The sequence below is a fragment of the Parerythrobacter jejuensis genome, from assembly GCF_039536765.1.
In the GTDB taxonomy this organism is placed as follows: Bacteria; Pseudomonadota; Alphaproteobacteria; order Sphingomonadales; family Sphingomonadaceae; genus Parerythrobacter; species Parerythrobacter jejuensis.
Genome location: NZ_BAAAZF010000001.1, coordinates 51775 through 75934, shown reverse-complemented (window position 1 = coordinate 75934; position 24160 = coordinate 51775). Strand labels below are relative to the sequence as shown.

Genomic DNA, 24160 nt, shown 5'->3' with positions numbered 1-24160 from the left:
GCCAAAGCGGCCCTGTCAGGCCTCCAGACCGGCAACGTCAGGCATCTCGCCATAATCGCGTCGCTGGCCATCGGTGAAGAACGCCTCCCACACGATGCCATCGGGATCGCGGGTCCAGTTCTTGAAGGAATGGGCATAGCAGCACTGCGTCTCGCCCTCTTTGAAGGTCGGGGCGTCCGCATCGGCAATCCGGTCATAGACAGCTGCCAGTTCATTCTCACTGGATGCCTGGATGCCGACATGGGCGATACCCGTTTTGCCCATGCTGGGCTCGATCGAGAAATTGATGAAGGGATCATCCAGCATCCATTTCTTGTAATCCGACCTGTCTACCGTCGGCGCCTGTCCGAAGAAAGCGGTGTAGAATTTCTCTGACGCCGCCAGATCTTCAACTCTCAGGTTCAAATGAAATCGCTTCATTCCGTTTCTTCCTTTGCAATCTGGACGGGCTCGTCTCCGCAGCAATTTTCGAGGAGGTAGGCGACAAGGCCGCGCATGGCGGAAAAGTCAGCGCGGTAGATGATCGAGCGGCCCTCGCGCTGCTGGGTGATTAGCCCGCTTTCGCGCAAATTGGACAAATGGAACGAAAGCGAGCTGGACGGGAGGCCCAGCCGATCGGCAATAGCACCTGCCGCGAGGCCACTTTGGCCAGCCTGCACCAGAGCCCGAAAAACAGCCAGTCGATGCTCTTGCGCCAACGCGCCAAGCGCCGAGACTGCATCGCTGGACCGGATAGTTCGATTCGTTTCCATATTTCTGGAAATATGGAAATATATGGCCGGCGTCAAGCTATGCGGAGCACAGGTGCCGCTATCGCCGCTCCTGCACTATCGGTGTCAGCTATGGGTGTATGTGCGGATCTTAATTGCAGTAACGATCGCGCTGCCGGTCATATTCGTCCAGTCTGGACTGATCCCGCTCCAGCGTGCCCTGGTCGACGGCCTTGTCCCACGCCTCTTGTGCCATGATGGTGAAGCGCTCGCACTGGTCAGCGCGGACTTCGGCCTGCGTCTCTTGGATGGTTTCGTTGATGCTGCTGCCGCCGAGTTGCGCCATCGGCTGGTTCATCGCATTGTCAACGTTGCGCGGCGCGGAGACGGAAAACGCCACCCAGCCCGCGATAATCGCAGTCCCCAAAATGCCCAGAAGGGCCTTCAGGTTTTCCATCACATAGTCCAACATACCGCCTCCATCACTATGCTGAGGCGTTTGCCAGAATACGGCTAAGATCGGATTAATCGCTCTCTTCCATCAGGCCATGCTTCTTGATGCAATGGCGTAGCTGGTCATAGGTCAGGCCCAAGGCCTTGGCTGTCTGGCGCTGGTTCCAGCGATGTTTGCCCAGAGCATGCTCGACGATGCCGCGTTCATGCAAATCAACGGCGCTGCGCAGGTCATCGATATTGTCGAGATCAGCTGTCGGGCGCGCTGTGTGCGACACCGCATCGGTGAAGTCTGGCACATGGGTCCGCTTGGCCACTTCGCTTTCAAGCGGTTTCCAAGGGCTTTCGAACGGGTCGAACTGGACGTGACCGATGGGCGTTTCCCAATTATCCCAGCGATAGACTGCGCGCTCGATTACGTTACGCAACTCGCGAACATTGCCGGGCCACGGATGATCTTCCAATTGTTGTTGGACGTGGTCGGAGAATCCCGGCCAGGCCTCCCATTCCAGTTCCGCGCCCATCCGTCGGCCGAAATACTCCGCCAGCACACCGATATCCCCCTCGCGCACCCGCAAAGGAGGTAGCGTGATGACTTCGAAACTCAGTCTGTCGAGCAAGTCGGCGCGGAAGGTCCCTTCCTGCGCCAGCCTGGGCAAGTCCTCATTGGTGGCCGCCACGATCCGCACATCGACCCGTACCGGCCGCGATGATCCGATCCGCGTCACCTCGCCATATTCAACCGCCCTCAGCAGGCGTTCCTGGGCGGCCATCGACAATGTGCCCAGTTCGTCGAGAAATAACGTGCCCTTGTCGGCTTCTTCAAACCTTCCCTCGCGCGCTCTGGTAGCACCCGTGAACGCACCCGCTTCGTGGCCGAACAATTCGGCTTCGATCAGAGTTTCGGGCAACGCGGCGCAGTTCATGGTGACCAGCGGTTCACCCCAACGTTCGGAAAGGCGATGCAGACGTTCGGCGATCAGTTCCTTGCCGGTGCCGCGTTCGCCGATTACCAAGACCGGGCGCCGCATCGGGGCCGCGCGACTGGCGCGCTCCACCGCATCGAGAAAGGCCCCGGACTGGCCGATGAATTGATTTTCCCGCTCCATAACCAACCTATAGTGAAATTTCCCACTGTTTGGCAATACACGCCAACACGCTCTCGGGGAGAAATCTTAAGATTGGCTGAATTCTCCCGTTTTTCCGGTTTGGCACACCCTTTGCAAAGTGAGGGGCACAACCAATCGGGAGGAACCCAATCATGTATGACCGCCGCTTTTTCCAGACCAAGCTGGGTCAAGCCGCGCTCGCGAGCGTCGTAGCCATGACCGCTTTCGTGGCCCTGAGCACGCAGATGCATGTCACCCCGGCTTACGCCGCGACGCCGACCACCACTATCGAGATGGTCGAAATCGCATGAGCAAGCCTGACAATCCCCTAGGACCGGAGCCTGCCTCCCCCCAGTCCCCCGGTGGGTCTCCGGTCCGAATGGGGCTGTCGCGCCTCGAAGCAGAGGTGGAAAAGCTGCGCCGCAGCCCTACACCCACACAAGAGCGCCAGTCAGGCCAGGACGATTCTTTTAACTTAGGAGCTCCCTTCATGGGAATTTTCAGCCGTACCCGCGATATCATTGCCGCCAATTTCAACGACATGCTCGATCAGGCGGACGATCCGTCCAAGATGATCCGCATGATCATCCTCGAAATGGAGGAAACCCTGGTCGAAGTTCGCGCCTCTGCCGCGCGCACGATTGCCGACCAGAAGGAAATGCATCGCCACACGGTGAAACTGGACAAATTGCAGGCCGATTGGGGCGAGAAAGCCCAGCTCGCGCTGTCGAAAGACCGCGAGGACCTGGCCCGCGCTGCCCTGGTCGAGAAGAAGAAAGCGGCGGACATGTCCGACCAGCTCAAGCAGGAAATCGCCGTTCTTGACGATGCCCTGCGCGCTTACGAGCAGGACATTCACAAGCTGCAGGGCCGCCTGCGCGAAGCCCGCAGCCGCCAGACAGCGATTTCTGCCCGCCTCGAAAGTGCAGAGAACCGCGTCAAGCTGCGCAGCCTGATGACCAACGAGAAGGTCGATGACCAGCTCACCCGTTTCGACCAGCTAGAACGCCGCGTCGACTATGCCGAAGGCCGTGCCGATGCCCTGAGCATTGCCGACCAGTCGGGCACCCCCAGCCTCTCCGACGAGATTGCCGCGCTCGAAGGCGCCGACAAGGTCGACGAAGAACTCGAAGCAATGAAGCGCGCCCTGGGCAAGGGCGACAGTGAAGACAAGAAGGACTGACCCCCATGGAAGAAGTAATCATCATCCCGGCCGTAGTTATCGGGCTTCCCTGGCTGATCCTTCATTACGTCACGAAGTGGAAGACTGCCGCCACCCTTACCGGCGACGACGAAGCCTTGATGGAGGATATGTACCAGCTTGCAAAGCGCCTCGACGAGCGAATGGATACAGTGGAGCGTCTCGTTCAACACGACCACGCGGACTTCAAACCCGCCCGCCTTGTCCAGAATTCAGAAGAAGACAACGCCCAGCTGGCTGAACTCGAAAAGCTGGTAGCCGAGAAGAAAGGAGTTCGCTCATGAACACGTCCCGCACCACTCTCTATCGCGACAAGCAGAATGCAAAGCTTATGGGCGTTTGCTCCGGTATTGCCGACTACACGGGTGTTAACGCACTGTGGATCCGCCTCGCCGCCCTCTTGCTCCTGCCAATGACCAGCTTTGCAATTTTGCCGCTCTATTTTCTGACTGGCCTCCTACTTAGCCAAAAGCCGCCACACCTCTACGTCGATCAGGACGAAAGCCAGTACTGGCAGCGGATGCGTCAGAATCCCAAGCGCACGGTGCGCGAAGTGCGCGGCAAGTTCCGCGACATTGATCGCCGGCTCGCGGATGTCGAGACGTACTATGTCTCTTCCAATCCGCGCCTGAATTCGGAAATCGAGCGCCTGCGCTGATAGGATCACACTGGGAGAACGCACATGGAAACCGGCATGATCGCAGTCATGTTCGCATTGATCTTTGGCGGGCCTGCGCTTTGGGGCATCACGGACAGCGTGCTCAAGCATCGCCGCAAGATGGCCCAGATCAAATATGGCCGCAGCGACAAGGAAGCCCAGCTGACCGCGGACAAGGAACAGCTGAAAGAAACGGTCGCGATGCTGGAAGACCGGATGGCGGTGCTCGAAACTATCGCCACCGATCCGGCCCGCCGCACCGCAGAAGAAATTGAAAAGCTGCGCTGAGAAAGCGCACGAGGGAGAAAATGAGAAATGGGTGAGTTAATCGGACTGGTCGCGGTATCCGCACCCTTCCTGATGGTGTTCGGCATCGTCTGGATCGGCAGCCAGAAGAAACTGGAAGAAAAGCGCATTGCCGCCACCGCCGAAGCCAGCAGTGAGAAGGCTGCGCAATACGCCACCCAGGTCGCCCGCCTTGAAGACCGGGTCCAGGTTCTCGAACGGATCGTGACCGACCGCGGCTACGATGTTGCCACCCAGATCGAAGCGCTGCGCGACACCCGCGAAGTCGAACAGGGTGATGCCGGCATTCCGCTGAACATCGGCAGCAAGGAGCGTGCATAATGGATTGGGGCGGCCCATCATTTGTTATCGCAATCATCGCGATCAGCACGGCAGGCTGGATCATCAACAACTGGATCCGCGCCAAGCACGGCTACTCGCTCGAAGACGAGTGGGGCGGCAAGACCGAGCGCGCTGATACCGGCGAGACCAAGCGTCTCAAAGCAGAGAATGCCGAGTTGAGAGACCAGGTCGAATCCATGCAGGACCGAATGGTCAATCTGGAACGCATTGTGACCGACCGCGGCTATTCGCTTTCCGATGAAATCGAGGCCCTGCGCGACCGCCCTGCCCCGAAAGTCAATCACAGCCGCAGCGATAGCGGCGTTCCGCTCAATCTCGACAAGAAGGAACTCAGCTAATGGCCGCTGCAGAAATCGTGCCCCACTTGCCCTGGATTATCGGCGGCGGGTTGGCGATCGGCGCGGCAGGTGTTGCCGGCTGGATCCACACCACGCGGCTGCGCATCAAGCATGGCTATCCGCTGGAAGGGATGTGGGGCCAGTCGCTGAAGCCATCCACTGATGGACAAACGGCTGAACGGGTCCGTTTGCTGACGCAGGAAAACGCTGAATTGCGGGCCGAGCTCGGATCGATGAAGGATCGTCTGCAGAATGTGGAACGGATCGTCACCGACGGCGGCTACACTCTGACCAGCGAAATCGATGCCCTGCGCGACCGTGCGCTGGAAGGGCGCAAGACGGAAGGAAGCGCCTGATGGATGCCGACCTGTTCCTGATTTTCAGCTTTATCCTGATCATTGCCTCGATTGCGTTGGGTGTGGGGAGTGCGATCCATCGCCGGTCCAACGAGCATGAAGAGCGCAAACTCGAATTGCTGGCCAAGGCCGAGGAAGCGAAATCCGGCCGGGGCGCCTCGAGCGAAGCCTATCGCAAGCTGGAAGAGCGGGTGCGCGTACTCGAACGCATCGCAACCGATCGCCAGCCGGACCTGGCTGCGCAGATCGAGCAATTGCGGGACGTGCATGATGTCGACCTGCAAATCGAACAAAGGGAGAGAACGCAGTGAGTTGGGCCACCGCCGTTGTATTGATTGTTGCGATTGGTGCCCTCGCGGGTGTGCTGCAGGCACGCTATCGCGCGAAGGCCGGGATCATTGCCGACAAGGAAGGCAACGAGAGCTTCGTCGAGCGTGACAATAGCGCGGACAAGGAGGAGCTGGAGCAGCTGCGTGAGCGCGTGAAAGTGCTGGAGCGGATCGCTACGGACCCTGCCCGCCGGACTGCTGAAGAGATCGAGAAACTGCGCGACGAGCGCTGATTATGAAAAGGGTTCAGGGAGGACCCTTGAGGAGGAAGAATGCAGATGAGTGACCCCACATTCGTCATCGCAGTCGCTGCCCTGGTCGGCCTGATGGTGGTCGTCGTGGCCCTGTTGCGGGGCTGGCATGGATGGCTCGCCCTCAAGGAGCGTGAGCTGGAGCGGGAGCGCCGGCACGAAGCCCCCGAAATCGAAGGCGGGGCCGCCGTAGGTGCTGCCCGGATCGAGATTGCCGACCTGAAAGAACGCATCCGCAAGCTGGAAGCCATTGCAAGTGGGGTGGATTTGTAAGCCGGAGCGCTTACATGCCCCCGCATGCGAAGCCTTGACGATATCCAGGAAGAATACGAATTTCTCGAGGGCGATGAACGCTATCGCCTGTTGATCGAGCTGGGCCGGGAACTGGACCCGATGCCCGATGCCCTGAAAACCGACGCAACCTTGGTGCGCGGCTGTTCCGCCAGCGTGTGGGTCTACCCCACCGAAGCCAAGGACGGGGGCGAAACCCTGCATTTCCTCGCCGACAGCAATGCGGCCATCACCAAAGGCATCGTCGCGCTCGTGATTGCGGCAGTCCAGGATAAGCCTGCGCGCGAAGTTGCGGAGATGGACGTGACCGGCGCGCTCGCACCGTTCGATCTCAAGAACCAGCTCAGTTCCAATCGGACCCAGGGCGTGCCCAACATGATTGCGCTGGTGCGCGAACACGCGGCCCGGCTCGCGACAGCCTGATATGCGCCCGCTCTATCTTGCGGGTGGAATTGCGAGCGTTGCTCTTGGTGCTGTCGGGGCAGTGCTCCCGTTAATGCCAACAGTTCCCTTCCTGTTGCTGGCCGTGTTCTGTTTCGCGCGGAGCAACCCGGAATGGGAGCGCAAGATTCTCGAACATCCTCAATGGGGTCCGCAAATCGCCGATTGGCGCGAGCGACGGGTCATTCGCCGTCCGGCCAAACTCGCCGCCATCACGGCCATGTCTGCTGGCGCGATTTTCACCTGGGCAACATTGGGTGCGCCATGGGTCTATGTCTCGCTCGCCATCCTGGTCATCTGCGGCGGCTGGATCGCGACGCGACAGGAATAGATCCCGCCGGAACCCTTCTGCCCGCGCATCGTTGGTCATCCACACTGCGCTATAAGGGAAGGCATTGTTATTATGGGCATTATCACACTTATTCTCACCATCCTGATTCCGCCACTTGGGGTCGCGATCAAGCATGGACTGACTGGTACCACGCTTATCAACCTGGTGCTGACACTGCTGGGATTCATCCCGGGCCTGATCCACGGCCTTTATGTGAATTACGGCTGATTTTTCACGATCAAACGCGGGCACGGCCGCCCGGGGGATTCGAGCCTATGCGCCAGCGCTGTCGCGCACAATCGCAATCCCGGCCTCGCGCTGGCGCTTCAATTCTGCCTTCAGTTTCGCGGGATCGCGGGCAAAGACGAATCCGAAGCTCACGCCGCCCTCTTTGCCGACGGTCGCATGGTGCAGCTTGTGTGACTGGACCAAACGCTTGGCATAGCCGCGCTTGGGCACCCATTTGAAATAGCGCTGGTGCACCAGCCCATCATGCACGAGAGTGTAGATGATGCCATAGAACAGGATGCCCAGACCGATCCAGGTGCCCGGCCACCATGCGGCCTCCCCCATCACCAGCGGGCTGCCGATTGCGAACATCGAAATGCTCATCGCGGCACCGACCAGGCCGTAAAGGTCATTCTTTTCGAGCAGGTTGTCGTGCGGCTCGTGATGATCGCGATGCCATGCCCAGCCCCAACCATGCATGATATATTTGTGGCTCGCCCACGCGATCCACTCCATCGCCACAACGCTCGCCAGCACAATCAGGATCGGAAGCAGGATATCCATAGCCACCACGCTATAGATCAATCGTCCTTCGGGAAAAAGAAATTGCGCATTTCTTCGTTGATCCGCGCCGGTCGCAGCGTTTCTGCATCGATGCAGCACCAGGCGGATTTGACCTCTGCCAGCACGTCTTCGCCGCGACTGATCACTGTGGTGTAGAAGGCTCGCGCGCCCTTGAAGCTTTCCAGCACGGTTTGCGCAATGACGTCATCTTCCATGAAGGCCGGTTTGCGATAGGTAATCTCGTGCTTCAGCGCGACCCATGCCTTGCTTGCCACTTCCTCTGCAGGGGCAAGTCCGCGCCAATGCGCCAACACCGCATCCTGAACCCAGTTCAGATACCGGGAATTGTTCACATGCCCCATAAAATCGATATCTTCGGGCAAGACGGTGATCGGAAACGAGAATGGCTTTGCTGACATGCGTGTCAGTTAGCACTGCAAAGCTTTCTTTTCCATGACACCGCAATTGCTTTTGGCGGGTAATCTTGCCTGTGTTGCGGGAAAGTCGCAAAGACTTGGGCCATGGCCCGCAAACCCCGCACGCTTTACGAGAAAATCTGGGATGCCCATGTGGTCGAGACCCGCGATGATGGCACCGCGTTGGTCTATATCGACCGGCATCTCGTCCATGAAGTGACCAGCCCGCAAGCTTTCGATGCGCTACGATCGGCCGGACGCTCCGTGCGCCGCCCCGACCTCACCCTCGCGGTGCCGGACCACAACCTGCCGACCACGGCGCGTCTTGATGCCAGCGGCGCGCGTATTCCTATCGCCGATCCGCAGAGCGCACAGCAGCTCGAAATGCTGGAGCGCAATGCCCCCGCCTTCGGGATCCGCTATATCGACGCAACCGCCGCCGAGCAGGGCATTGTCCATGTCGTGGGTCCGGAACAGGGCTTCTCCTTGCCCGGAGCAACCATCGTATGCGGAGACAGCCACACAGCGGCCCATGGCGGCATCGGCGCCCTCGCCTTCGGGATCGGCACCAGCGAAGTCGAACATGTGCTGGCCACCCAGACCCTGCTGCTCAAGCAATCAAAATCGATGGCGGTCGAGGTTGTGGGCGAGCTCGGCCCGGGCATCACGCCGAAAGACCTGATCCTCCACATCATCGGTGTGGTCGGAACCGCCGGTGGAACGGGCCATGTAATCGAGTATCGCGGGCCAGTGTTCGAACAGATGAGTATCGAGGGCCGCCTGACCGTCTGCAATATGAGCATCGAGGCAGGCGCACGCGCAGGCCTGATCGCGCCCGACGAAACGACCTTCGCCTATCTTCGGGGGCGCCCTTATGCACCTGAGGGCGACGATTGGGACAAAGCTGTCGCCTGGTGGCGCTCTCTCGCGACCGAAACGGGCGCGCAGTTTGATAAAGTCGTGCACATCGATGCGGCAGATGTAGAACCGACAGTGACATGGGGCACCAGCCCGGAGGACACTATTGCAATCGGCGGGAGCGTCCCTGAACCGTCAAGCTTTGCAGATCCGACCAAACAGCAGGCAGCCACGGCGAGCCTCGACTATATGGGCCTTACCCCGGGTCAGCGAATGCAGGATGTCGAGGTCGAAAATGTCTTCATCGGTAGCTGCACCAATAGCCGGATCGAAGATCTCCGCGCTGCGGCACAGGTTCTGAAGGGCCGCCACAAGGCGCCCAATGTAAAATGGGCCATCGCCGTCCCGGGCTCCGGTCTGGTCAAGATGCAGGCCGAGGAAGAAGGCCTCGACACGATCTTCACCGACGCCGGATTCGAATGGCGTGAACCGGGTTGCTCGGCCTGTCTCGGCATGAACCCCGACAAGGTTCCGCCCGGCGAGCGCTGCGCCAGCACGAGCAACCGCAATTTCGTTGGCCGTCAGGGCCCGGGTGCTCGCACTCACTTGATGAGCCCCGCCATGGCTGCCGCCGCTGCCATAACCGGGCGTCTGACCGATGTGCGCGAGTTAGCCGGGTGAAGGCGAAATGCCATTGCGGGAAGGTCTCGGTCACACTTGCGAGGGCGCCGGGCCATGTGAACCTGTGCGACTGTTCGCTGTGCCGGAAGACGGGTGGCGCATGGGGGTATTTCAGTGGCGCAGAAGTTGCCGTTGAAGGAGAAACGCAAGGGTATCGCCGCGCCGACTACCCCAAACCAGCGGTTGAAATTCAAAGGTGCTCCCTTTGTGGAACCGTCACGCATTGGACACTTACCGAACACCATCCAGGCGACCGGGTGGGCGTTAACATGCGAATATTCTCGCCTCCTGAACTCGATGGCATCGAAGCTCGGACGATCGACGGGCACAATTGGTTTGGCGAAACCACACCTGCTGAGCGGCGTTCGCCTGGAAGGCTCGGCGAGGACGTCTTTATCTAACACTTGCGCGGAATCGAACAGGGGAGCAAAGCAACACCCATGACAAAGACCCCCAAATCGCTCGGCGGGAAAGCCGCCTTCGCTGCTGGTGCCATCGGCTCTGCCGCTGTGGCTGCCGCCCTCCTCTATGCCTCCAACCGCAAGAAGAAGAACGAGCCGCAACAGCCCGGCCCGATTCCTTCCGGCGAGAATCCGGAAACGGATTGATGGAGCCGGTTCGCCATGTCGAAGGACGCGCCATCCCGTTTGGTGCGAAGAACGTCGACACCGATGTGATCATTCCGGCCAAATGGCTCAAGACCGTTACGCGTGAAGGTCTGGGCAAAGGCGCCTTCGAAACCATCAGGCAAGACCCGGCAAATATTTTCGACAGCGAGGAATTTGCAGGATCGCCGATCCTGATTGCGGGCGACAATTTCGGCTGCGGATCGAGCCGCGAGCATGCGGCTTGGGCGCTCCTCGATTTGGGCATCACAGTCGTCATCGCGCCCAGTTTCTCTGACATCTTCAGCGGCAATGCGTTCAAGAACGGCATCCTCACGGTGAGCTTGCCGCAAGAACAGATTGATCGCTTGATGCAGGTCGCTGTGACCGACCCGATCAGCGTCGATCTGGACACCCAGACCGTGACCACCCCTTTCCAGGATCGTTTCGCTTTCGAAGTCGATCCGTTCCGCAAGCATTGCCTGCTCGAAGGGCTCGACGAGGTCGGGCTGACGCTGGCGCGCGATGCGGCTATTGCCACTTACGAACAACGTCAGGCGAGCACGATGCCGTGGCTTGCCAAAGGCGTATAATTACAACGAGTAACGGAGAGATGCGATGAAAGCTGTGCTGACCAAAGAAGTCGGCGGACCGGAAACGCTGGTCGTCGAAGAAGTTGCAGAGCCCACTGCGGGCAAAGGCGAAGTGGTCGTCAAGATCGCGGCTTGCGCGATCAACTATCCCGATGCGCTGATCATCCGCGACATGTATCAGTTCAAGCCTGAACGCCCGTTTTCCCCCGGTGGCGAAATTTCCGGCACTATCGAGAGCGTCGGCGAAGGCGTGACCGGATGGTCGGTGGGTGACCGGGTGCTGGCAGGCGTCGGCAATGGCGGCCTGCGCGAGAAGATGGCTGTTGATGCCAATCGCTTGTTCAAAGTCCCTGAAGGTGTCGGGCTTGTCGATGCCTCCGCCTTGCTGATGACCTATGGCACCAATATCCACGGTCTGAAGGATCGCGGCGATATCAAGGAAGACGATACGGTGTTGGTGCTGGGCGCAGCCGGGGGTGTCGGCCTGGCCGCAGTGGAGCTGGCCAAGGCCTATGGTTGCCGCGTCGTCGCAGCGGTTTCGACCGAAGAGAAAGCCGAAGTGGCCCGCAAGGCAGGCGCCGACGAGACCGTGATCTATCCGCGTGCGCCTTTCGACAAGGATACGTCCAAGAAGCTGGCGAGCGATTTCAAGGCCGCTGTCGGACCTGGCGGCGCAGACATTGTCTACGACATTGTCGGAGGTGACTATTCTGAACCTGCTCTGCGGGCCATCGCCTGGGAAGGTCGCTTCCTGGTGGTCGGATTCCCGGCCGGTATCGCCAAGATGCCGCTCAATCTGACGCTGCTTAAGAGCTGCGACATTCGCGGCGTATTCTGGGGTGCGTTCACCGCACGCGAGCCGGAGCGCAACCAGAAGAACATCGAAGAGCTGTTCGACCTGTGGAAGGCCGGCAAGATCAGTCCGCTGATTAGCGAGACCTATCCGATCGAGCGCGCGCACGAGGCGATTGCCAAGCTCGAGAACAGAAGCGCCATCGGCAAGCTCGTGGTGACACTGGACTGACATTTGCAGTCGATCGGCATTGCGGTGGCCCCGTCCGATGCCTATTTCAGACGCATAGATATTTTCGAGGGACGACGATGACAGATTTCAAAGACCGCCAAAAAGGCGAAGAAGCCAAGTTCGCGATGGACGAAGACACCGCGTTCAAGGTCGCTGCCCGCCGCAACCGTCTGCTGGGCCAGTGGGCGGCAGAGAAAATGAGCCTCAACCAGGAAGAAACCGATTCCTATGCCAAGGCTGTGGTGCAGGCTGATTTTGAGGAAGCGGGCGATGAAGATGTGATCCGCAAGGTGTTGGGCGATCTCACCACCGCCGGGGTCGATGTCGACGAGGCCGGCGTTCGCGCCGCGCTGGAAGACATGACTGTGGAAGCCAAGCGCCAATTGATGAGCGATAGCTAAGCAGGAACTTGAGACATGCCGATGTCAGCAACCGAGATCGAAAGCATGATCAGAGAGGCCCTTCCCGGCGCAGAGGTGGAGATGCGTGATCTGGCCGGTGACAATGATCACTGGGCAGCAAAGGTCACTGCCCCGCAATTTGTTGGCAAGAACCGCGTCCAGCAACACAAGATGGTGTATTATGCACTGGGCGGAAGGATGGGCGGCGTGCTTCACGCCTTGCAACTTTCCACCGCCGTACCCAACTGACAGCAACCAAATCAATTCAGCAGGAACCGGCACCCATGTCCGATATCAATGAGCGTCTTAAAGGCATCGTCGGTGAAAACGATGTCGTTCTTTTCATGAAGGGCACGCCCCTTTTCCCGCAATGCGGTTTTTCCAGCCGTGCCGTGTCAATCCTCGACCATTGCGGGGTGAAGTATGAAAGCGTCGACGTGCTGCAAGACATGGAAGTGCGCCAGGGTATCAAGACCTTTTCCGAATGGCCCACCATCCCGCAGCTCTATGTGAAGGGCGAATTCCTGGGCGGCAGCGACATCATGATGGAAATGTTCGAAGCTGGCGAATTGCAGGAAATGCTGGACGAGAAAGACGTTGCCCGCGCTGAATAGGCCGGACGCCATTGCCAGAATCGAAAAGGCCCGCTGTCTGGCGGGCCTTTTTCATATCGGGTCGGGGTACTCGGGGCTTCGGGGAGGCGGGCCGGTGGAGACCAGGTGGCCCGCCTCTTTATCGAAGACTAGTCGGGGTACACTCACTTATGCAGGCCGCGTGCCAGTTTTGGCGAAGCGCGCATTTGTGCCGCTCGCGATGGTTAACTCATCTTCACCTTTTTCTCCGTTGTAAACAATTCCGACAGACCTGATTCAATTGCCAGCTTGGCAAGAGCGGCGCGCCACGGCACAAGCAAGCCATGGGTGAAAACACTGGCAATGACGGCCCCGAGGGCATTCCCGCAGCGACCGTAGTTATCTTCCGCAACGGGCCGGACGGGCAACCGCCCGAAATCCTGATGACGGTGAGATCGCGCACTATGACCTTCGCCGGGGGCATGGCGGTGTTCCCGGGTGGCCGCGTCGACCAGGCCGACTTTGATCTTGCACGGGCGCTGTCGAGCGGGATCGATCCGGAAGAAGCGGCACACCAGATCGCGGTTGTGCGCGAGACGCTGGAAGAGACCGGCCTCGCGGTCGGGCTGGGCGGTGATATCGATGCGGAGAAGGCGCAGGCTGCACGTAGCTTGCTGATGCAGACAGAGGCGCTGGCCCCGGTCCTGGACGAATTCAACTGGTCGCTCGATCTGTCCCAACTGACCCCGTTCGCCCGCTGGTATCCGAAGAACGAGCGTATTCCTCGGGTGTATGACACGCGCTTCTATCTGGCCAACCTGGGCACCGGCGCCGTCGATATTGAAGTCGACCAGACCGAAAACACCCGGCTTTTCTGGGTCAGTGCAACCGGCGCGCTCGATATGGCGGAGACCGGCGAGATCAAACTGATTTTCCCCACCCGCCGCAATCTCGAACGGCTTGCCCTGTTCAACACCTTTGAAGAGGCAAAAGCCCAGGCAGAGGCCATACCGGTCAAGCCCATCATCCCGCAGATTGATACCAGCGGCGACAAACCGATGCTGCGGATCATGGAAGATGCCGGCTATCCGATCACTGCCGAGCTGATGGATTCGGTCATGCGCGGCTAACGCGCCAAGGCGCCAAACGGGCCGCTGGCCCGCAAGCGCGATCGCGCGCCCGAGCTTTTGCGAGGAAAGCCAAGGACGCGGATGCGTCCGCTCGGCGTTTGAGGGAAAAATGAAACTGGCGCGCCCGGCAGGACTCGAACCTGCTGCCTCAAGATTAGAAGTCTCGCGCTCTATCCAGATGAGCTACGGGCGCGCGCCGCTGCCTTGTTAGCGTGCTTTGCGCTGGCGCAAAACAGCGTTAGGGCGCCTTCCCATGGAAAAAACAGCCACCAAGCGCGTCACCGCATCGGGAGCGATTACCTTCCGTTACTATGATCTGGTGATGGCCGCGTTCGTCACGATCCTGCTGCTGTCCAACTTGATCGGGGCATCCAAGCCGTCCTACATCACCTTGCCCGGAGGAACGGAATGGTCCTTCGGTGCCGGCGTTTTGTTCTTTCCGGTCAGCTATATCATCGGCGACATTTTGACCGAGGTATACGGCTATGCTCGCGCGCGCCGGGTAATCTGGACCGGCTTTGCCGCGCTGATTTTCATGGCCTTCATGAGCTGGGTGGTCGTGTCCCTGCCCGCTGCGGAAGGGTGGGACGGACAGGAGTCTTACGAAAAGGTCTTCGGCAACACGTGGCGCATTGTCGGCGCCTCCATGATCGCATTCTGGGCAGGCGAATTCGCCAACAGCTTCGTTCTCGCGAAGATGAAAGTGTGGACCCAGGGCAAGGCGTTGTGGAGTCGCACGATCGGATCGACCGTGGTCGGGCAAGGCCTCGACAGCCTGATTTTCTACCCGCTCGCTTTCTGGGGCGTAGCGGGTTGGCCGCCGGAACTGTTGTGGCAGGTTGTTCTATCGCAATGGGCAATCAAGACGGCGTGGGAAGCGTTGCTGACCCCTGTCACCTATGTCGTGATCGGCACGCTCAAGAAGCGCGAGGGGGTCGATGTCTACGACACCGCAACAGATTTCTCGCCCTTCTCGACCACCAAGGACGCATAGAAAAAGGGCCGGTCCAAGGACCGGCCCTCCCCTCTCCCTGTCCAAGCAGGATCAGAAATTGATGCCGGCCGCGATGCCATAGCGGCGCGGATCGAGCGTGAAGATGTTCGAGAACAGACCCGACGATGCGTCAGTGACGTAGAGACCCGTCACAGAGTCACTGTCGAACAGGTTCTGGACAAAGCCACGCACGAACCATTTGCCATCCGGCCCATTGAGCTGGATCTGCGCATTGGCTTGTACGAAGGGCTCCAGACGGTTGACCCGGCCATTGAACACATTGCCGTATTGCTCACCAGTAAAGGCGACGTCGAAACGCGGCACCAGCGACCAGCCATTGTCGAAGTCCTTGGTGTACTGGATGCCGGCAGATGCCTTCATTTCAGGAGCCTGCGGCAGCTTGTTGCCACGCAGGTTGACCTGGACACCCGGGCTCAGCACCTGGACGCCGCCAAAGGCTGCACCGATCGCGGTCGCTTGGGCATCGAGTACCGAACAGATGCTGAAAGCACCATTCGAGGCAATGTTACCGTCCGCCGGGAATGGCGCCGTACCCTGCAGGCCAAGGCCCGGGTTAATCGCATTCACGAAGGCATTGGCCCCGCCACCGGTGACGGCACACAGCGCGCCGTTGGTGATGTCCTTGATGATAACGGCACTGGCATCGCCGCCACCCGGATCGCGCGGGTTGGAGAAGAACTGGTCGCCATCCACCTCGGCATTGAGGTAGCTGAAGTTCATATTGATCATCCATGCCGGATCAGGCCGGATGATCGATTCCAGTTCGAGGCCCCAGACCTTCGCATCGATCGTATCGTTGACCGATGTACGGGCGATAATGCGGCTCAACTGCAGGTCGGCGTACTTGTAATAGAACGCCGTCAGGTTGAGCTGCAGGGCACCGTTGGCAAAGGTGTTCTTGCTGCCGATTTCGAACGCGTCGATTGATTCCGGTCCGAAGCTGTCGGGAACAGCGAAGATCGGCTGCAAGGGCGGGTTGATACCGCCTGATTTGTAGCCACGCGAATAGGACGCATAAATGAGATTGTCGGGAGAGATCTCGTAATTGAGAACAAACCGTCCGGTGATCTCGTTGAACCCGACCTGCCGGGCCTGGATCGCCTGGTTCCCAGCAGTGCCCGGGTCGGCATCGAACGTGCCCGCGAATGGCGAAGCAAACGGATCCCCGTCATTGCTGTACGGGTTCAGGAAGCTGGCCAGCGTTGAGCGCGCCGTGATTGCCTTGGAGTCATCATTGTACCGGATACCTGCGGTAAGGCTCAGGCGGTCCGTAATGTCGACATAGGCCTCTGCAAAAATGCCGTAGCTTTCGAGTTCGAAGCTCTGGGTATTGTTGCGGAAGAACGATGTCGCCAGATAGCTTGGAGGAAGCCCTCCACCGAGCGAGGTAAATGACCCGAGCACACCGGCGATATAGTCGATCGCAAATGCATTCACGTAGTAGCTGTTCTCGAGCACTTTCGATTCGGCGTAGACACCGCCCAACAGGAAGTTGAACGGGCCGTCAAAGTCGGAACTGATGATCGCTTCCACCGAGAACGATTCATTCTCCTGGTTCGAACGGTCAAACTGGGTTCCATCCGGCGTACAGACGCGAAAACCTTCGAAGGCGCCGCGATTGTCGAGCCGCGTATCGGAAACGCACAGGTCACCTCCGCTGAACAGAGCATCGGTGATCGGTGTGAAATATACGCCTGTGCCCGGCCCTGCCGCGCCAGCAGCGAAGGCGTTGAGCGTCCCGAAGGCCACAGCTGCGTTCGGGATCTGGCCCACACCAAGGTTATAGTCCTGGCGCGAGTCGACCGAGGTTTCCTGATAGGTCCCCGTCACACCGATGCTGATGCCGCCGAAATCATGTTCGATATGCGCTTGCAGCTGCAATTCGTCGGAGAAATATTCCGGCGTGAACTGCGTGTTCACCGTGCGAACATCATTCGGCTCGTTGAAATTGGCATAAGCGTCCGGGCCATAAAGGCTGTTGAGGCCCAAGGCCGACGGAATGCCGTTAATCGCGAGGAATTCGTTCGAACCCAAGGTACCCGTGAAGGTCGAATTGGAATTCGTCTTGTCGAAATCGCGACGGTTGTTGAGGCAGCCAAGCACACCGGTCGGGTCGCGCTGACACTGCTGTTTCTGGATCCGCAGACGATCATCATTCTCGCGGAAGTAATAGCCCATCAAATCGATGGTCGTATCAGGGCCCGGCTCGAAACGGAGCGAACCGCGAATGGCGTACATGTCGCGGCCATCGATATCGTCGCCATTGAACAGGTTGGTCGTGTAACCATCACGCTTCAGGTAGAAGCCGGCCACGCGCACACCGATGGAATCGCCCACCGGCACATTGACCATGCCCTTGGCCTTGATGCTGTTGAAGTTGCCATATTCAAACTCGGCGCGGGCACCGAAACCGGAAAGGTCCGGCTTGGCGGTGATCACATTGACCACACCCGAGGTTGCGTTACGCCCGAACAGGGTTCCCTGTGGGCCACGCAGAACTTCGATCTGTTCAAGATCGAAATACTCGGTTTCGAACAGGCGGGTGCCAAACAATGGCGCGGAATTGAGGTGGATCGCGGTCGCGCTGTCGCACGATACGCCCACGCACAAATCACCGATCCCGCGGATCGTAAAGCTGGACGCGGTGAAATTTGACTTGGTGAAAGAGACATTCGGCAGCGTCAGCTGAAGATCGCTCGCATTTTCGATCTGTTGCGCTTCGAGCGTTTCGGCACTGAACGCGCTGACCGCGATCGGGACCTCTTGCAGGCTTTGCGCCTGCCGCTGTGCGGTCACAACGATGACAGGGCCGCTGGTTTCCCCGAGCGTCGGCTCGTCGGTGTCAGCATCTTGAGCGTAAGCGGGTACTGCGATCGCACCGGCACAGATGCCGGCCATCAGGGAAGCCCTGATTCTCATAGATTTTCTCCTCTCCCAAGTACCGTCTTTGCGCGGTATCTTGGTAAGGAAGCTAAACCGGAATACGTATGCGTGGCAATAGTGTTACGTAGAAAGCCAGAAATCCTTTAGATTCAGCTAGTTTCCAGCATTCTGTGGCGCGTTGTCCCCACCTTGGCTGGTAAACTTTGCGCCATTCTCGACAATCACGACTTCCGGCTGGAGATTCATCCAGGCGGCCAGAAGGTTCAGATCCTTCTCGTTGGGGATGCCGAACAGCGCAGCATGGCTTTGTTCGAGTGAGAGCAGCAATTTGCCGCCCTCGACCGCCAAGTGCGACTTGCGCAGCGACTGGCGTGAACGGGCCCCGATACGGCGGCACAGCCGGATCGCCAGCCCCCAGCCAATAGCCTGATCCAGCGCCTTTTTATCGGCAAGTTGGTAGAGTTCGTCAGGCAGAGTGCAATTGTTGCCGTTGGCACAGATAGCAGCAGCTATCATCGCCCGGCCTTCCGGGTCGATCGCGATCCACCGCTTGTGCAACGCCCACTCGATCCCGACCCGCATTCTCAGATTGGGCTCGATCTGCATCGCCGAAAGCGACAGCATGGTTGCCGCCAGACGCAGCCGCTCGGACTTGCGACCGCTCGCGGGCACGGCATCGACCGTCCAGCTGGCAATTCGCGTGGCCATGGTCGGGGCTGCACCACGCGACGCTGAAAAAGCGGATACTCCGGCTATGAGTGGATCTTGGGCTTGCGCATGAGGCTCCAGCGCATCGAACAGGATGCCCTCGCGCAATCCCCATGACGAAACCACCACCCGTTCCGGTTTCAGCTTCTTGATCAGCACCTGCAGCAGCACGGCCGCATCCGGCATACTGGCAGAGCGCATGGTCGATATGCGCGGCGATGTCCGCAAGTCTTCCGATGCCGAGCCTGCCACATGGCGGGCAAACTCCATCGCTTCATCGGCTGGCAGGCTTAGCCCGTGCGGGTCCGTCAGCGGATAATCGCGCTGCTCCATCGCATAGACGGCCATGGCCCGCCACGTGCCACCGACCAGATAGAGATCGCCATCCACGGGCTTGGCGACCTTCGCATCCTTCATTTTGCCCGTTATCGCTTTGCGCAGCGCATCCTGATCACCGCCGCCCAGTTCGGGCAGGCGCAGGGTTCCGATCGGCAGGCTGACAGCTTTGCCCGGCTTGCGATCATCCAGCCGGACCAGTTCAAGACTTCCCCCGCCCAAGTCTGCGACCAGGCCGCCACTGTCGGGGAATGCCCCGAGCACACCCCAAGCGCTGGCCGCGGCTTCCTCCTCGCCCGACAACACGCGCGGCGCGAAACCAAGATCGCGCAACGCCTTGATGAACGGCTTGCCGTTGGACGCTTCGCGCACGGCGGCGGTGGCGACAACGTCGATTTGGTCGATCTCCAGGTCGCGGAGCAACAGAGCGTATCGCTCGAGGCCCCGCATCGCCAACTCGACTGCTTCATCTGCAAGCTTGCCAGTCGCGGTGATGTCGCGCCCGAGCCGGGCTGCGACCTTCTCGTTCAGCAACACGGTCGGCGCGCGGGGCGAACCGCCATAGACCACCAGCCGCACCGTATTCGATCCGATATCGATAATCGCATGGCGCGGCGTGTTGCCGGAAAATAGCCCCTCACGGTCGGCGCGGCGCCCGTTCAACGCCATTCAGATCGCACCCTTGCGCAGGGCGAGATGCGGCACCGCGCCGGTTTCAAGAGCCCCGCCCCGCCCGGACAACGAGGGATTGGTCATGAAGTAGCGATGGCAATTGAAGGGCTTCTCACCCGGATCGACCCGGCCATAAGAGCCGTCGGGCTGCAATTCCCAACTCTGCTCGGTATCGAGCAAGTTGGCGAGCAGCACCTGCTGCAAAACCTGGTCATGCACGGTCTGGTTGGCAATCGGCACCAAATGCTCGACCCGCCGGTCCAGATTGCGTCCCATCAGATCGGCGGACGAAACATAGACTGTCGAGTTCGGCCCCGGCAGCGGTTCGCCATTGGCAAAGGCATAGATACGGCTGTGTTCGAGGAACCGGCCAATGATCGATTTGACCCGGATATTGTCAGACATGCCGGGCACGCCAGGGCGCAGATTGCAAATGCCGCGTACCACCAGCTGGATCTCGACGCCCGCGCGACTTGCTTCGTAGAGGCGATCAATGATGCCTGTATCCGTGATCTGGTTCATTTTCATCCAGATCGCCGCAGGCTTGCCGGAATGGGCATTGACCACTTCGTTGTTGATCGCCGCATAGAGCGTTTCGCGCAGGTTGATCGGCGAGATGCCCAGCATCTCGGTTTCGCGCGGTTCGACATAACCCGTCACGAAATTGAACAGCTTGCCGGCATCGCGCCCGAACCGGGGATCGGCCGTGAAATAGCTCAGATCGGTATAAACCTTCGCCGTGGTGGGGTGGTAATTGCCGGTCCCGAAATGGCAGTAGGTGCGAAAACCGGTCTCTTCGCGGCGGACAACCATCGAAACCTTGGCGTGGGTTTTCCAGTCGACAAAGCCATAGATGACCTGGACCCCGGCCCGTTCCAGTTTGTTGGCCCAGAACAGGTTCTGCTCTTCATCGAAACGTGCCTTGAGTTCGACCACTGCGGTGACCGATTTGCCGTTCTCTGCCGCCGTCACCAGCGCATCGACGACCGCAGACTGGCTACCGGCACGATAGAGGGTTTGTTTGATGGCCACCACATCGGGATCGGCAGCGGCCCGGCGGACGAAATCGACCACCACGTCGAAGCTTTCATACGGGTGGTGGATGACGATGTCTTTCTCACGAATGGCCGCGAAGATATCGCCATCATGCTCCATCACCCGCTCAGGATAACGCGGGGAATAGCTGTCGAATTTCAGGTCGGGCCGGTCTTCGTCAACAATGTCCGCCAGGCCTTCCATGCCCAGCATCCCGTCGGTCTTGACGATCGTGGCGCCGGGAGTATCGAGTTTCTCGCGCAGCAATGCCTCGGCAGTCGGGTCGAAATCCTCCTCGATTTCCAACTGAATGACCTGTCCCCGGCGACGCCTCTGGATCGCCGTGCGGAAGGTGCGGACCAGATCTTCTGCCTCTTCCTCAATCTCGATATCGCTGTCGCGCAAGACACGGAAAGTGCCGTCGCCAATGATTTCGAAGCCGGGGAACATATGCTGGGCAAAGCGGGTGACGAGGCTTTCTATCGAGATATAGAGCGCCTCCTCCCCGGGGACCCGCAAGAAGCGCGGCAATGCGGGCGGGATCAGGACCATCTCGACCAGCTCTTCCTCCCCGCGCCGGACAGTGAACAACAGGCCGAACCCTTCATTGGTCACAAACGGAAACGGATGGGCCGGATCAAGCGCTTGCGGTGTCAGCAGCGGCATGATCTCGTCGTAGAAATGCTGCTTGAGCCATTGATATGCCTCGGCATTGATGCGCTCTTCCGCCGCAACGTGAATACCCGCTTCCGCCAGTTCGCGGCGCAGTTCACGCCAGGTCGACTGCTGGCGACTTGTAATATCCTCGAGACGTTCGACAATCGCCGCCAACTGCTCTTTGGGCGAGCGACCATCGTCGGACGGCGTATCGATGCCGCGTTGGACCTGGCCCACCAGCCCCGCCACGCGGATCATCAGGAACTCGTCGAGATTGCTGCCGGAAATGGACAGGAACCGCAGCCGTTCCAATAGCGGGTAGCTGTCATTGCAAGCTTCGGCCAATACGCGGTCATTGAACGCCAGCCAGCTTAGTTCACGGTTGAAATAACGCTCGCCCGGTGCCTGGGGGGCATCGGGTTCGTTGTCCTGTGTGAGTGGCTGGCTGCCCATACTGTCCTGCTTCGCTGCGGCTGTGGTGCGAACTATAAGGCCGAACAGGGATCAAAAGCTACCGAATTGGCGCCCGCGCCGTCGAGGCCGTGCCTACCCGGCCAATTGGCTAGCGTCGGCAATCTCGATGATGCCGCGCTTGCCCTCTTCATTGCGTCCCAGCTGGACGATTACGTCGATCACGCTCGCGGCATAGGAAATCGTATCGCTGCGGCTTAGCCCGATGCCGGTTTGCATGACCATCAGGCTCAATTGTTCCAATGCGCCGCGCAGTGAATTGGCATGAATGGTGGAGAAACTGCCCGGATGCCCGGTGTTGATTGCCCGCAGGAAACTGACGCTTTCCTCGCCCCGCAATTCGCCCAGCACAATCCGGTCCGGGCGCAGCCGCAATGCCGCTTGCAACAATTCATTGGCGGTGACCTTCGCCTCCCCCAACTCGCCTTTGACGGCGACCAGTCCGACGCCATTCTCTCCGGGCAGGCGCAATTCGGGCGTATCTTCGACCAGCACTACGCGCTGGTCCTGCGGGATTTCGCCCAGCATTGCATTGAGGAAGGTCGTCTTCCCGGTGCTGGTGCCGCCTGAAATCAGGATCGTGCGACGCTGGCCGATCGCTTCGCGGAGATAGGCGATCGGTTCAGCCTGCGCATCGGGCATCGTCGCACGAACCGGCGGCGCCAATGGCCCCGCATCATACGCATCGAGCGGCAGATCGAGCTGGCGGTGGCGCCGAATGGCCATAACCCAATGCTTGCGACTGGCCGGCGGCCCGCAAAACTGGATCCGCGCTCCATCGGGCAATGTCGCGCCCAGCAGCGGATGCTCGCGGTTGATGCCCTGATGGCTCACCCGCGCGACCTGTTCGGCCAGCCGCTGGACCAGACGGTCATCGATCTCGGGCGTTTCAATGCGCTGCATCCCCGGCGATGCCGCATCTTCAATCCAGACCTCGCCCGGGCGGTTGACCAGGATTTCGGTGACAGTGTCGCGGTCCAGCCATTGGCGAAACGGCGCAAGATACGCGTCGAGATAGACGCTGCGCTCCTGCGCATCGTCCTGCTGGTTAAGGGGGTGGACGTCGGCGGCCATGCGGTCTGTACTAAACGCCCGAGAAATCGAGATCGCGCGCGGTGAAAACGCGGATCGGCTCACCCTGGCGGACCCGGATGGTGGGCCCGACCTGGCTGTCTTGCTGCACCGCAGCCGCAGCAGCAGCCTGACCGCCGCCGCCGATCACAACCGAAGCACCGCCCGTGCCGATGGCGGATAGGCCACCGACAACCGACAGCAGCATGGCCGAGCCAAAACGCTGGAAGAAGCGGCTGTTGACTTTGCCCTCCAGCCCGGTGGTGCCGTCAAACCCGATCGCGGGCGACTGCAGGTTCACCGAAGCTCCGTCGGGCCGGATCAAGCGGGTCCAGATCACATAGGCACGCTTCTGCCCGCCCTGCACGCCCGACTGGTATTGACCGATCAGGCGGCTAGAGCGCGGGACGAGGATGTTTTTGCCATCGAAACTGCGTACATCCTGGCTCACCACTGCGCGGACAAAGCCCGGCACATCAGTATCAATCGCGGTTTCCAGGATTGCGGGGATCAAGGTGCCTTGTGTCACAGTGGTCGCCGGATTGGCCATCGGTTGCGCCGAAGCAGTTGCGCCGCCCACACCGCCGATGCGGCTGGCAAAATCATTGGCTGAATTGCCGGTCGTCATGCCCCCCGCGGGAGCAGCGACCGCAGGCGCCGCGCCCCCCGGTGCCGTGACCGGAGCACCAAGCGCACCTGCGTCAAACACCAGCGAAGGGGCCGCATTGGGATTGCTGCTTGGCCCGGCAACAATGTTCGGGTTGGCTGCCAAGACTGGTGCCGGAGCGGGATCAGGGCGCGATGCCGCGACTGCCGCCGGGGCTGTCGCCTGCTGCGGGGCCTGCGCCAGGACAGGCGGCGGGGCAGCGTTCTGGGCGTTCCCGACACTGGGAGGCGGTGCGACACGGGCCGAGTTCATACTCCACAAAGTTACCGCGCCCAGGGCAGCAACAATCGCGATGCCGGCGACCAGCCCCATCGCATCGGACTTACCGTTCTTCTGCGCGACTGCCGGATATCCCGTACGGCTGGCGAGATCGATGATCTCCGCACTTTCGCCATCACGCGGATCGCCATCATTGGCCGGGCCGCTATCGCCCTTCTTCTTTTCGGGAAGTCGCATG

General features: G+C 60.0%; 35 protein-coding genes and 1 tRNA gene. 24 read left to right on the top strand and 12 right to left on the bottom strand.

Features of this window, described 5'->3' with window-relative positions; genetic code table 11:
• Window positions 1–15: 15 nt before the first annotated feature.
• From ABD653_RS00420 to pspF, 4 genes are all read right to left on the bottom strand, one after another.
• Window positions 16–420 (bottom strand): VOC family protein, encoded by a 405-nt coding sequence (locus tag ABD653_RS00420; protein ID WP_160779341.1) that lies wholly within the window; start codon window positions 418–420, stop codon window positions 16–18.
• Window positions 417–752 carry an ArsR/SmtB family transcription factor gene (locus ABD653_RS00415; protein WP_160779340.1) on the bottom strand — a complete coding sequence of 112 codons (336 nt, stop codon included), beginning with the start codon at window positions 750–752 and terminating at the stop codon, window positions 417–419. The genes ABD653_RS00420 and ABD653_RS00415 overlap by 4 nt, the downstream gene beginning before the upstream one ends.
• A gap of 109 nt (window positions 753–861) precedes the next feature.
• Window positions 862–1182, bottom strand: a complete 321-nt coding sequence (locus ABD653_RS00410; protein ID WP_160779339.1) for a hypothetical protein — start codon at window positions 1180–1182, stop codon at window positions 862–864.
• A gap of 52 nt (window positions 1183–1234) precedes the next feature.
• A complete protein-coding gene (gene pspF / locus ABD653_RS00405; RefSeq protein ID WP_160779338.1) occupies window positions 1235–2272 on the bottom strand; it encodes a phage shock protein operon transcriptional activator in 1038 nt (345 codons plus the stop codon).
• 152 nt (window positions 2273–2424) lie between these two features.
• Between pspF and ABD653_RS00400 the strand changes: the two genes are divergently transcribed.
• From ABD653_RS00400 to ABD653_RS00335, 14 genes are all read left to right on the top strand, one after another.
• Window positions 2425–2583, top strand: a complete 159-nt coding sequence (locus ABD653_RS00400; protein ID WP_199801120.1) for a hypothetical protein — start codon at window positions 2425–2427, stop codon at window positions 2581–2583.
• 74 nt (window positions 2584–2657) lie between these two features.
• Window positions 2658–3455, top strand: a complete 798-nt coding sequence (gene pspA, locus ABD653_RS00395; protein ID WP_407672791.1) for a phage shock protein PspA — start codon at window positions 2658–2660, stop codon at window positions 3453–3455.
• Window positions 3456–3460: 5 nt separating this feature from the next.
• Window positions 3461–3757: an envelope stress response membrane protein PspB gene (pspB, locus tag ABD653_RS00390; RefSeq protein ID WP_160779337.1), complete on the top strand. Its 297-nt coding sequence runs from the start codon at window positions 3461–3463 to the stop codon at window positions 3755–3757.
• Complete coding sequence (gene pspC, locus ABD653_RS00385) at window positions 3754–4131, top strand: envelope stress response membrane protein PspC (RefSeq protein ID WP_160779336.1); 378 nt, start codon at window positions 3754–3756, stop codon at window positions 4129–4131. The genes pspB and pspC overlap by 4 nt, the downstream gene beginning before the upstream one ends.
• Before the next feature lie 24 nt (window positions 4132–4155).
• Window positions 4156–4419: a hypothetical protein gene (locus ABD653_RS00380; RefSeq protein ID WP_160779335.1), complete on the top strand. Its 264-nt coding sequence runs from the start codon at window positions 4156–4158 to the stop codon at window positions 4417–4419.
• Between the two features lie 27 nt (window positions 4420–4446).
• The gene (locus ABD653_RS00375; protein WP_160779334.1) at window positions 4447–4758 is read left to right on the top strand and encodes a hypothetical protein; all 312 of its coding nucleotides are present in this window, start codon (window positions 4447–4449) and stop codon (window positions 4756–4758) included.
• Window positions 4758–5117 (top strand): hypothetical protein, encoded by a 360-nt coding sequence (locus ABD653_RS00370; RefSeq protein ID WP_160779333.1) that lies wholly within the window; start codon window positions 4758–4760, stop codon window positions 5115–5117. Before ABD653_RS00375 ends, ABD653_RS00370 begins: the two co-directional genes overlap by 1 nt.
• Window positions 5117–5473 carry a hypothetical protein gene (locus tag ABD653_RS00365; RefSeq protein ID WP_160779332.1) on the top strand — a complete coding sequence of 119 codons (357 nt, stop codon included), beginning with the start codon at window positions 5117–5119 and terminating at the stop codon, window positions 5471–5473. Before ABD653_RS00370 ends, ABD653_RS00365 begins: the two co-directional genes overlap by 1 nt.
• Entirely contained in the window at window positions 5473–5784 is a 312-nt protein-coding gene (locus tag ABD653_RS00360) for a hypothetical protein (RefSeq protein ID WP_199801119.1), read from the top strand. Before ABD653_RS00365 ends, ABD653_RS00360 begins: the two co-directional genes overlap by 1 nt.
• The gene (locus ABD653_RS00355) at window positions 5781–6035 is read left to right on the top strand and encodes a hypothetical protein (protein ID WP_160779331.1); all 255 of its coding nucleotides are present in this window, start codon (window positions 5781–5783) and stop codon (window positions 6033–6035) included. Before ABD653_RS00360 ends, ABD653_RS00355 begins: the two co-directional genes overlap by 4 nt.
• A 45-nt stretch (window positions 6036–6080) precedes the next feature.
• Entirely contained in the window at window positions 6081–6326 is a 246-nt protein-coding gene (locus ABD653_RS00350; protein ID WP_160779330.1) for a hypothetical protein, read from the top strand.
• A gap of 24 nt (window positions 6327–6350) precedes the next feature.
• On the top strand, window positions 6351–6767 hold the full coding sequence (locus ABD653_RS00345) for a SufE family protein (RefSeq protein ID WP_160779329.1): 417 nt from the start codon (window positions 6351–6353) through the stop codon (window positions 6765–6767).
• Window position 6768: 1 nt separating this feature from the next.
• Window positions 6769–7116 carry a YbaN family protein gene (locus tag ABD653_RS00340; RefSeq protein ID WP_160779328.1) on the top strand — a complete coding sequence of 116 codons (348 nt, stop codon included), beginning with the start codon at window positions 6769–6771 and terminating at the stop codon, window positions 7114–7116.
• A gap of 72 nt (window positions 7117–7188) precedes the next feature.
• Window positions 7189–7344 carry a YqaE/Pmp3 family membrane protein gene (locus ABD653_RS00335; RefSeq protein WP_160779327.1) on the top strand — a complete coding sequence of 52 codons (156 nt, stop codon included), beginning with the start codon at window positions 7189–7191 and terminating at the stop codon, window positions 7342–7344.
• Window positions 7345–7389: 45 nt separating this feature from the next.
• Here ABD653_RS00335 and ABD653_RS00330 read toward each other — a convergent pair whose 3' ends face one another.
• Window positions 7390–7908: a sterol desaturase family protein gene (locus ABD653_RS00330; RefSeq protein ID WP_160779326.1), complete on the bottom strand. Its 519-nt coding sequence runs from the start codon at window positions 7906–7908 to the stop codon at window positions 7390–7392.
• A 17-nt stretch (window positions 7909–7925) separates the two neighbouring features.
• A complete protein-coding gene (locus ABD653_RS00325) occupies window positions 7926–8327 on the bottom strand; it encodes an acyl-CoA thioesterase (protein WP_199801118.1) in 402 nt (133 codons plus the stop codon).
• A gap of 102 nt (window positions 8328–8429) precedes the next feature.
• Between ABD653_RS00325 and leuC the strand changes: the two genes are divergently transcribed.
• From leuC to ABD653_RS00285, 9 genes are all read left to right on the top strand, one after another.
• Window positions 8430–9863, top strand: a complete 1434-nt coding sequence (gene leuC, locus ABD653_RS00320) for a 3-isopropylmalate dehydratase large subunit (RefSeq protein WP_160779325.1) — start codon at window positions 8430–8432, stop codon at window positions 9861–9863.
• Entirely contained in the window at window positions 9860–10264 is a 405-nt protein-coding gene (locus ABD653_RS14185; protein WP_456152420.1) for a GFA family protein, read from the top strand. The genes leuC and ABD653_RS14185 overlap by 4 nt, the downstream gene beginning before the upstream one ends.
• A gap of 39 nt (window positions 10265–10303) precedes the next feature.
• Window positions 10304–10471, top strand: coding sequence for an isopropylmalate isomerase (locus tag ABD653_RS00315; protein WP_160779324.1), 168 nt, complete (start codon window positions 10304–10306; stop codon window positions 10469–10471).
• Window positions 10471–11061 carry a 3-isopropylmalate dehydratase small subunit gene (gene leuD, locus ABD653_RS00310; protein ID WP_160779323.1) on the top strand — a complete coding sequence of 197 codons (591 nt, stop codon included), beginning with the start codon at window positions 10471–10473 and terminating at the stop codon, window positions 11059–11061. Before ABD653_RS00315 ends, leuD begins: the two co-directional genes overlap by 1 nt.
• Before the next feature lie 25 nt (window positions 11062–11086).
• Complete coding sequence (locus ABD653_RS00305) at window positions 11087–12085, top strand: NADPH:quinone oxidoreductase family protein (protein WP_160779322.1); 999 nt, start codon at window positions 11087–11089, stop codon at window positions 12083–12085.
• Window positions 12086–12162: 77 nt separating this feature from the next.
• On the top strand, window positions 12163–12486 hold the full coding sequence (locus ABD653_RS00300) for a DUF1476 domain-containing protein (protein WP_160779321.1): 324 nt from the start codon (window positions 12163–12165) through the stop codon (window positions 12484–12486).
• Between the two features lie 15 nt (window positions 12487–12501).
• Window positions 12502–12735: a BolA/IbaG family iron-sulfur metabolism protein gene (locus ABD653_RS00295; protein ID WP_160779320.1), complete on the top strand. Its 234-nt coding sequence runs from the start codon at window positions 12502–12504 to the stop codon at window positions 12733–12735.
• Between the two features lie 35 nt (window positions 12736–12770).
• Complete coding sequence (gene grxD, locus ABD653_RS00290; RefSeq protein WP_160779319.1) at window positions 12771–13100, top strand: Grx4 family monothiol glutaredoxin; 330 nt, start codon at window positions 12771–12773, stop codon at window positions 13098–13100.
• Between the two features lie 302 nt (window positions 13101–13402).
• Complete coding sequence (locus ABD653_RS00285; RefSeq protein ID WP_160779318.1) at window positions 13403–14188, top strand: NUDIX hydrolase; 786 nt, start codon at window positions 13403–13405, stop codon at window positions 14186–14188.
• Between the two features lie 116 nt (window positions 14189–14304).
• Here the strand turns inward: ABD653_RS00285 and ABD653_RS00280 are convergent.
• A tRNA-Arg gene (locus tag ABD653_RS00280) sits at window positions 14305–14381 on the bottom strand.
• A gap of 60 nt (window positions 14382–14441) precedes the next feature.
• On the opposite strand from ABD653_RS00280, the gene ABD653_RS00275 reads away from it, so the two are divergent.
• Window positions 14442–15182: a queuosine precursor transporter gene (locus ABD653_RS00275; RefSeq protein WP_160779317.1), complete on the top strand. Its 741-nt coding sequence runs from the start codon at window positions 14442–14444 to the stop codon at window positions 15180–15182.
• Window positions 15183–15233: 51 nt separating this feature from the next.
• On the opposite strand, the gene ABD653_RS00270 is transcribed toward ABD653_RS00275, so the two are convergent.
• From ABD653_RS00270 to ABD653_RS00250, 5 genes are all read right to left on the bottom strand, one after another.
• Complete coding sequence (locus ABD653_RS00270; protein ID WP_199801117.1) at window positions 15234–18122, bottom strand: TonB-dependent receptor; 2889 nt, start codon at window positions 18120–18122, stop codon at window positions 15234–15236.
• A gap of 117 nt (window positions 18123–18239) precedes the next feature.
• Window positions 18240–19799 carry a Ppx/GppA family phosphatase gene (locus tag ABD653_RS00265; protein WP_160779316.1) on the bottom strand — a complete coding sequence of 520 codons (1560 nt, stop codon included), beginning with the start codon at window positions 19797–19799 and terminating at the stop codon, window positions 18240–18242.
• Window positions 19800–21947, bottom strand: a complete 2148-nt coding sequence (locus tag ABD653_RS00260; RefSeq protein WP_160779315.1) for an RNA degradosome polyphosphate kinase — start codon at window positions 21945–21947, stop codon at window positions 19800–19802.
• Window positions 21948–22040: 93 nt separating this feature from the next.
• The gene (gene virB11 / locus ABD653_RS00255) at window positions 22041–23039 is read right to left on the bottom strand and encodes a P-type DNA transfer ATPase VirB11 (protein ID WP_160779314.1); all 999 of its coding nucleotides are present in this window, start codon (window positions 23037–23039) and stop codon (window positions 22041–22043) included.
• 10 nt (window positions 23040–23049) lie between these two features.
• Complete coding sequence (locus ABD653_RS00250; RefSeq protein ID WP_160779313.1) at window positions 23050–24159, bottom strand: TrbI/VirB10 family protein; 1110 nt, start codon at window positions 24157–24159, stop codon at window positions 23050–23052.
• Window position 24160 lies beyond the last annotated feature (1 nt).

Coding starts and splice junctions, on each gene's coding strand:
- ABD653_RS00420 (WP_160779341.1), bottom strand. CDS start 420: ATGAAGCGATTTCATTTGAACCTGAGAGTTGAAGATCTGGCGGCGTCA.
- ABD653_RS00415 (WP_160779340.1), bottom strand. CDS start 752: ATGGAAACGAATCGAACTATCCGGTCCAGCGATGCAGTCTCGGCGCTT.
- ABD653_RS00410 (WP_160779339.1), bottom strand. CDS start 1,182: ATGTTGGACTATGTGATGGAAAACCTGAAGGCCCTTCTGGGCATTTTG.
- pspF (WP_160779338.1), bottom strand. CDS start 2,272: ATGGAGCGGGAAAATCAATTCATCGGCCAGTCCGGGGCCTTTCTCGAT.
- ABD653_RS00400 (WP_199801120.1), top strand. CDS start 2,425: ATGTATGACCGCCGCTTTTTCCAGACCAAGCTGGGTCAAGCCGCGCTC.
- pspB (WP_160779337.1), top strand. CDS start 3,461: ATGGAAGAAGTAATCATCATCCCGGCCGTAGTTATCGGGCTTCCCTGG.
- pspC (WP_160779336.1), top strand. CDS start 3,754: ATGAACACGTCCCGCACCACTCTCTATCGCGACAAGCAGAATGCAAAG.
- ABD653_RS00380 (WP_160779335.1), top strand. CDS start 4,156: ATGGAAACCGGCATGATCGCAGTCATGTTCGCATTGATCTTTGGCGGG.
- ABD653_RS00375 (WP_160779334.1), top strand. CDS start 4,447: ATGGGTGAGTTAATCGGACTGGTCGCGGTATCCGCACCCTTCCTGATG.
- ABD653_RS00370 (WP_160779333.1), top strand. CDS start 4,758: ATGGATTGGGGCGGCCCATCATTTGTTATCGCAATCATCGCGATCAGC.
- ABD653_RS00365 (WP_160779332.1), top strand. CDS start 5,117: ATGGCCGCTGCAGAAATCGTGCCCCACTTGCCCTGGATTATCGGCGGC.
- ABD653_RS00360 (WP_199801119.1), top strand. CDS start 5,473: ATGGATGCCGACCTGTTCCTGATTTTCAGCTTTATCCTGATCATTGCC.
- ABD653_RS00350 (WP_160779330.1), top strand. CDS start 6,081: ATGAGTGACCCCACATTCGTCATCGCAGTCGCTGCCCTGGTCGGCCTG.
- ABD653_RS00345 (WP_160779329.1), top strand. CDS start 6,351: ATGCGAAGCCTTGACGATATCCAGGAAGAATACGAATTTCTCGAGGGC.
- ABD653_RS00340 (WP_160779328.1), top strand. CDS start 6,769: ATGCGCCCGCTCTATCTTGCGGGTGGAATTGCGAGCGTTGCTCTTGGT.
- ABD653_RS00335 (WP_160779327.1), top strand. CDS start 7,189: ATGGGCATTATCACACTTATTCTCACCATCCTGATTCCGCCACTTGGG.
- ABD653_RS00330 (WP_160779326.1), bottom strand. CDS start 7,908: ATGGATATCCTGCTTCCGATCCTGATTGTGCTGGCGAGCGTTGTGGCG.
- ABD653_RS00325 (WP_199801118.1), bottom strand. CDS start 8,327: ATGTCAGCAAAGCCATTCTCGTTTCCGATCACCGTCTTGCCCGAAGAT.
- leuC (WP_160779325.1), top strand. CDS start 8,430: ATGGCCCGCAAACCCCGCACGCTTTACGAGAAAATCTGGGATGCCCAT.
- ABD653_RS00315 (WP_160779324.1), top strand. CDS start 10,304: ATGACAAAGACCCCCAAATCGCTCGGCGGGAAAGCCGCCTTCGCTGCT.
- leuD (WP_160779323.1), top strand. CDS start 10,471: ATGGAGCCGGTTCGCCATGTCGAAGGACGCGCCATCCCGTTTGGTGCG.
- ABD653_RS00305 (WP_160779322.1), top strand. CDS start 11,087: ATGAAAGCTGTGCTGACCAAAGAAGTCGGCGGACCGGAAACGCTGGTC.
- ABD653_RS00300 (WP_160779321.1), top strand. CDS start 12,163: ATGACAGATTTCAAAGACCGCCAAAAAGGCGAAGAAGCCAAGTTCGCG.
- ABD653_RS00295 (WP_160779320.1), top strand. CDS start 12,502: ATGCCGATGTCAGCAACCGAGATCGAAAGCATGATCAGAGAGGCCCTT.
- grxD (WP_160779319.1), top strand. CDS start 12,771: ATGTCCGATATCAATGAGCGTCTTAAAGGCATCGTCGGTGAAAACGAT.
- ABD653_RS00285 (WP_160779318.1), top strand. CDS start 13,403: ATGGGTGAAAACACTGGCAATGACGGCCCCGAGGGCATTCCCGCAGCG.
- ABD653_RS00275 (WP_160779317.1), top strand. CDS start 14,442: ATGGAAAAAACAGCCACCAAGCGCGTCACCGCATCGGGAGCGATTACC.
- ABD653_RS00270 (WP_199801117.1), bottom strand. CDS start 18,122: ATGAGAATCAGGGCTTCCCTGATGGCCGGCATCTGTGCCGGTGCGATC.
- ABD653_RS00265 (WP_160779316.1), bottom strand. CDS start 19,799: ATGGCGTTGAACGGGCGCCGCGCCGACCGTGAGGGGCTATTTTCCGGC.
- ABD653_RS00260 (WP_160779315.1), bottom strand. CDS start 21,947: ATGGGCAGCCAGCCACTCACACAGGACAACGAACCCGATGCCCCCCAG.
- virB11 (WP_160779314.1), bottom strand. CDS start 23,039: ATGGCCGCCGACGTCCACCCCCTTAACCAGCAGGACGATGCGCAGGAG.
- ABD653_RS00250 (WP_160779313.1), bottom strand. CDS start 24,159: ATGCGACTTCCCGAAAAGAAGAAGGGCGATAGCGGCCCGGCCAATGAT.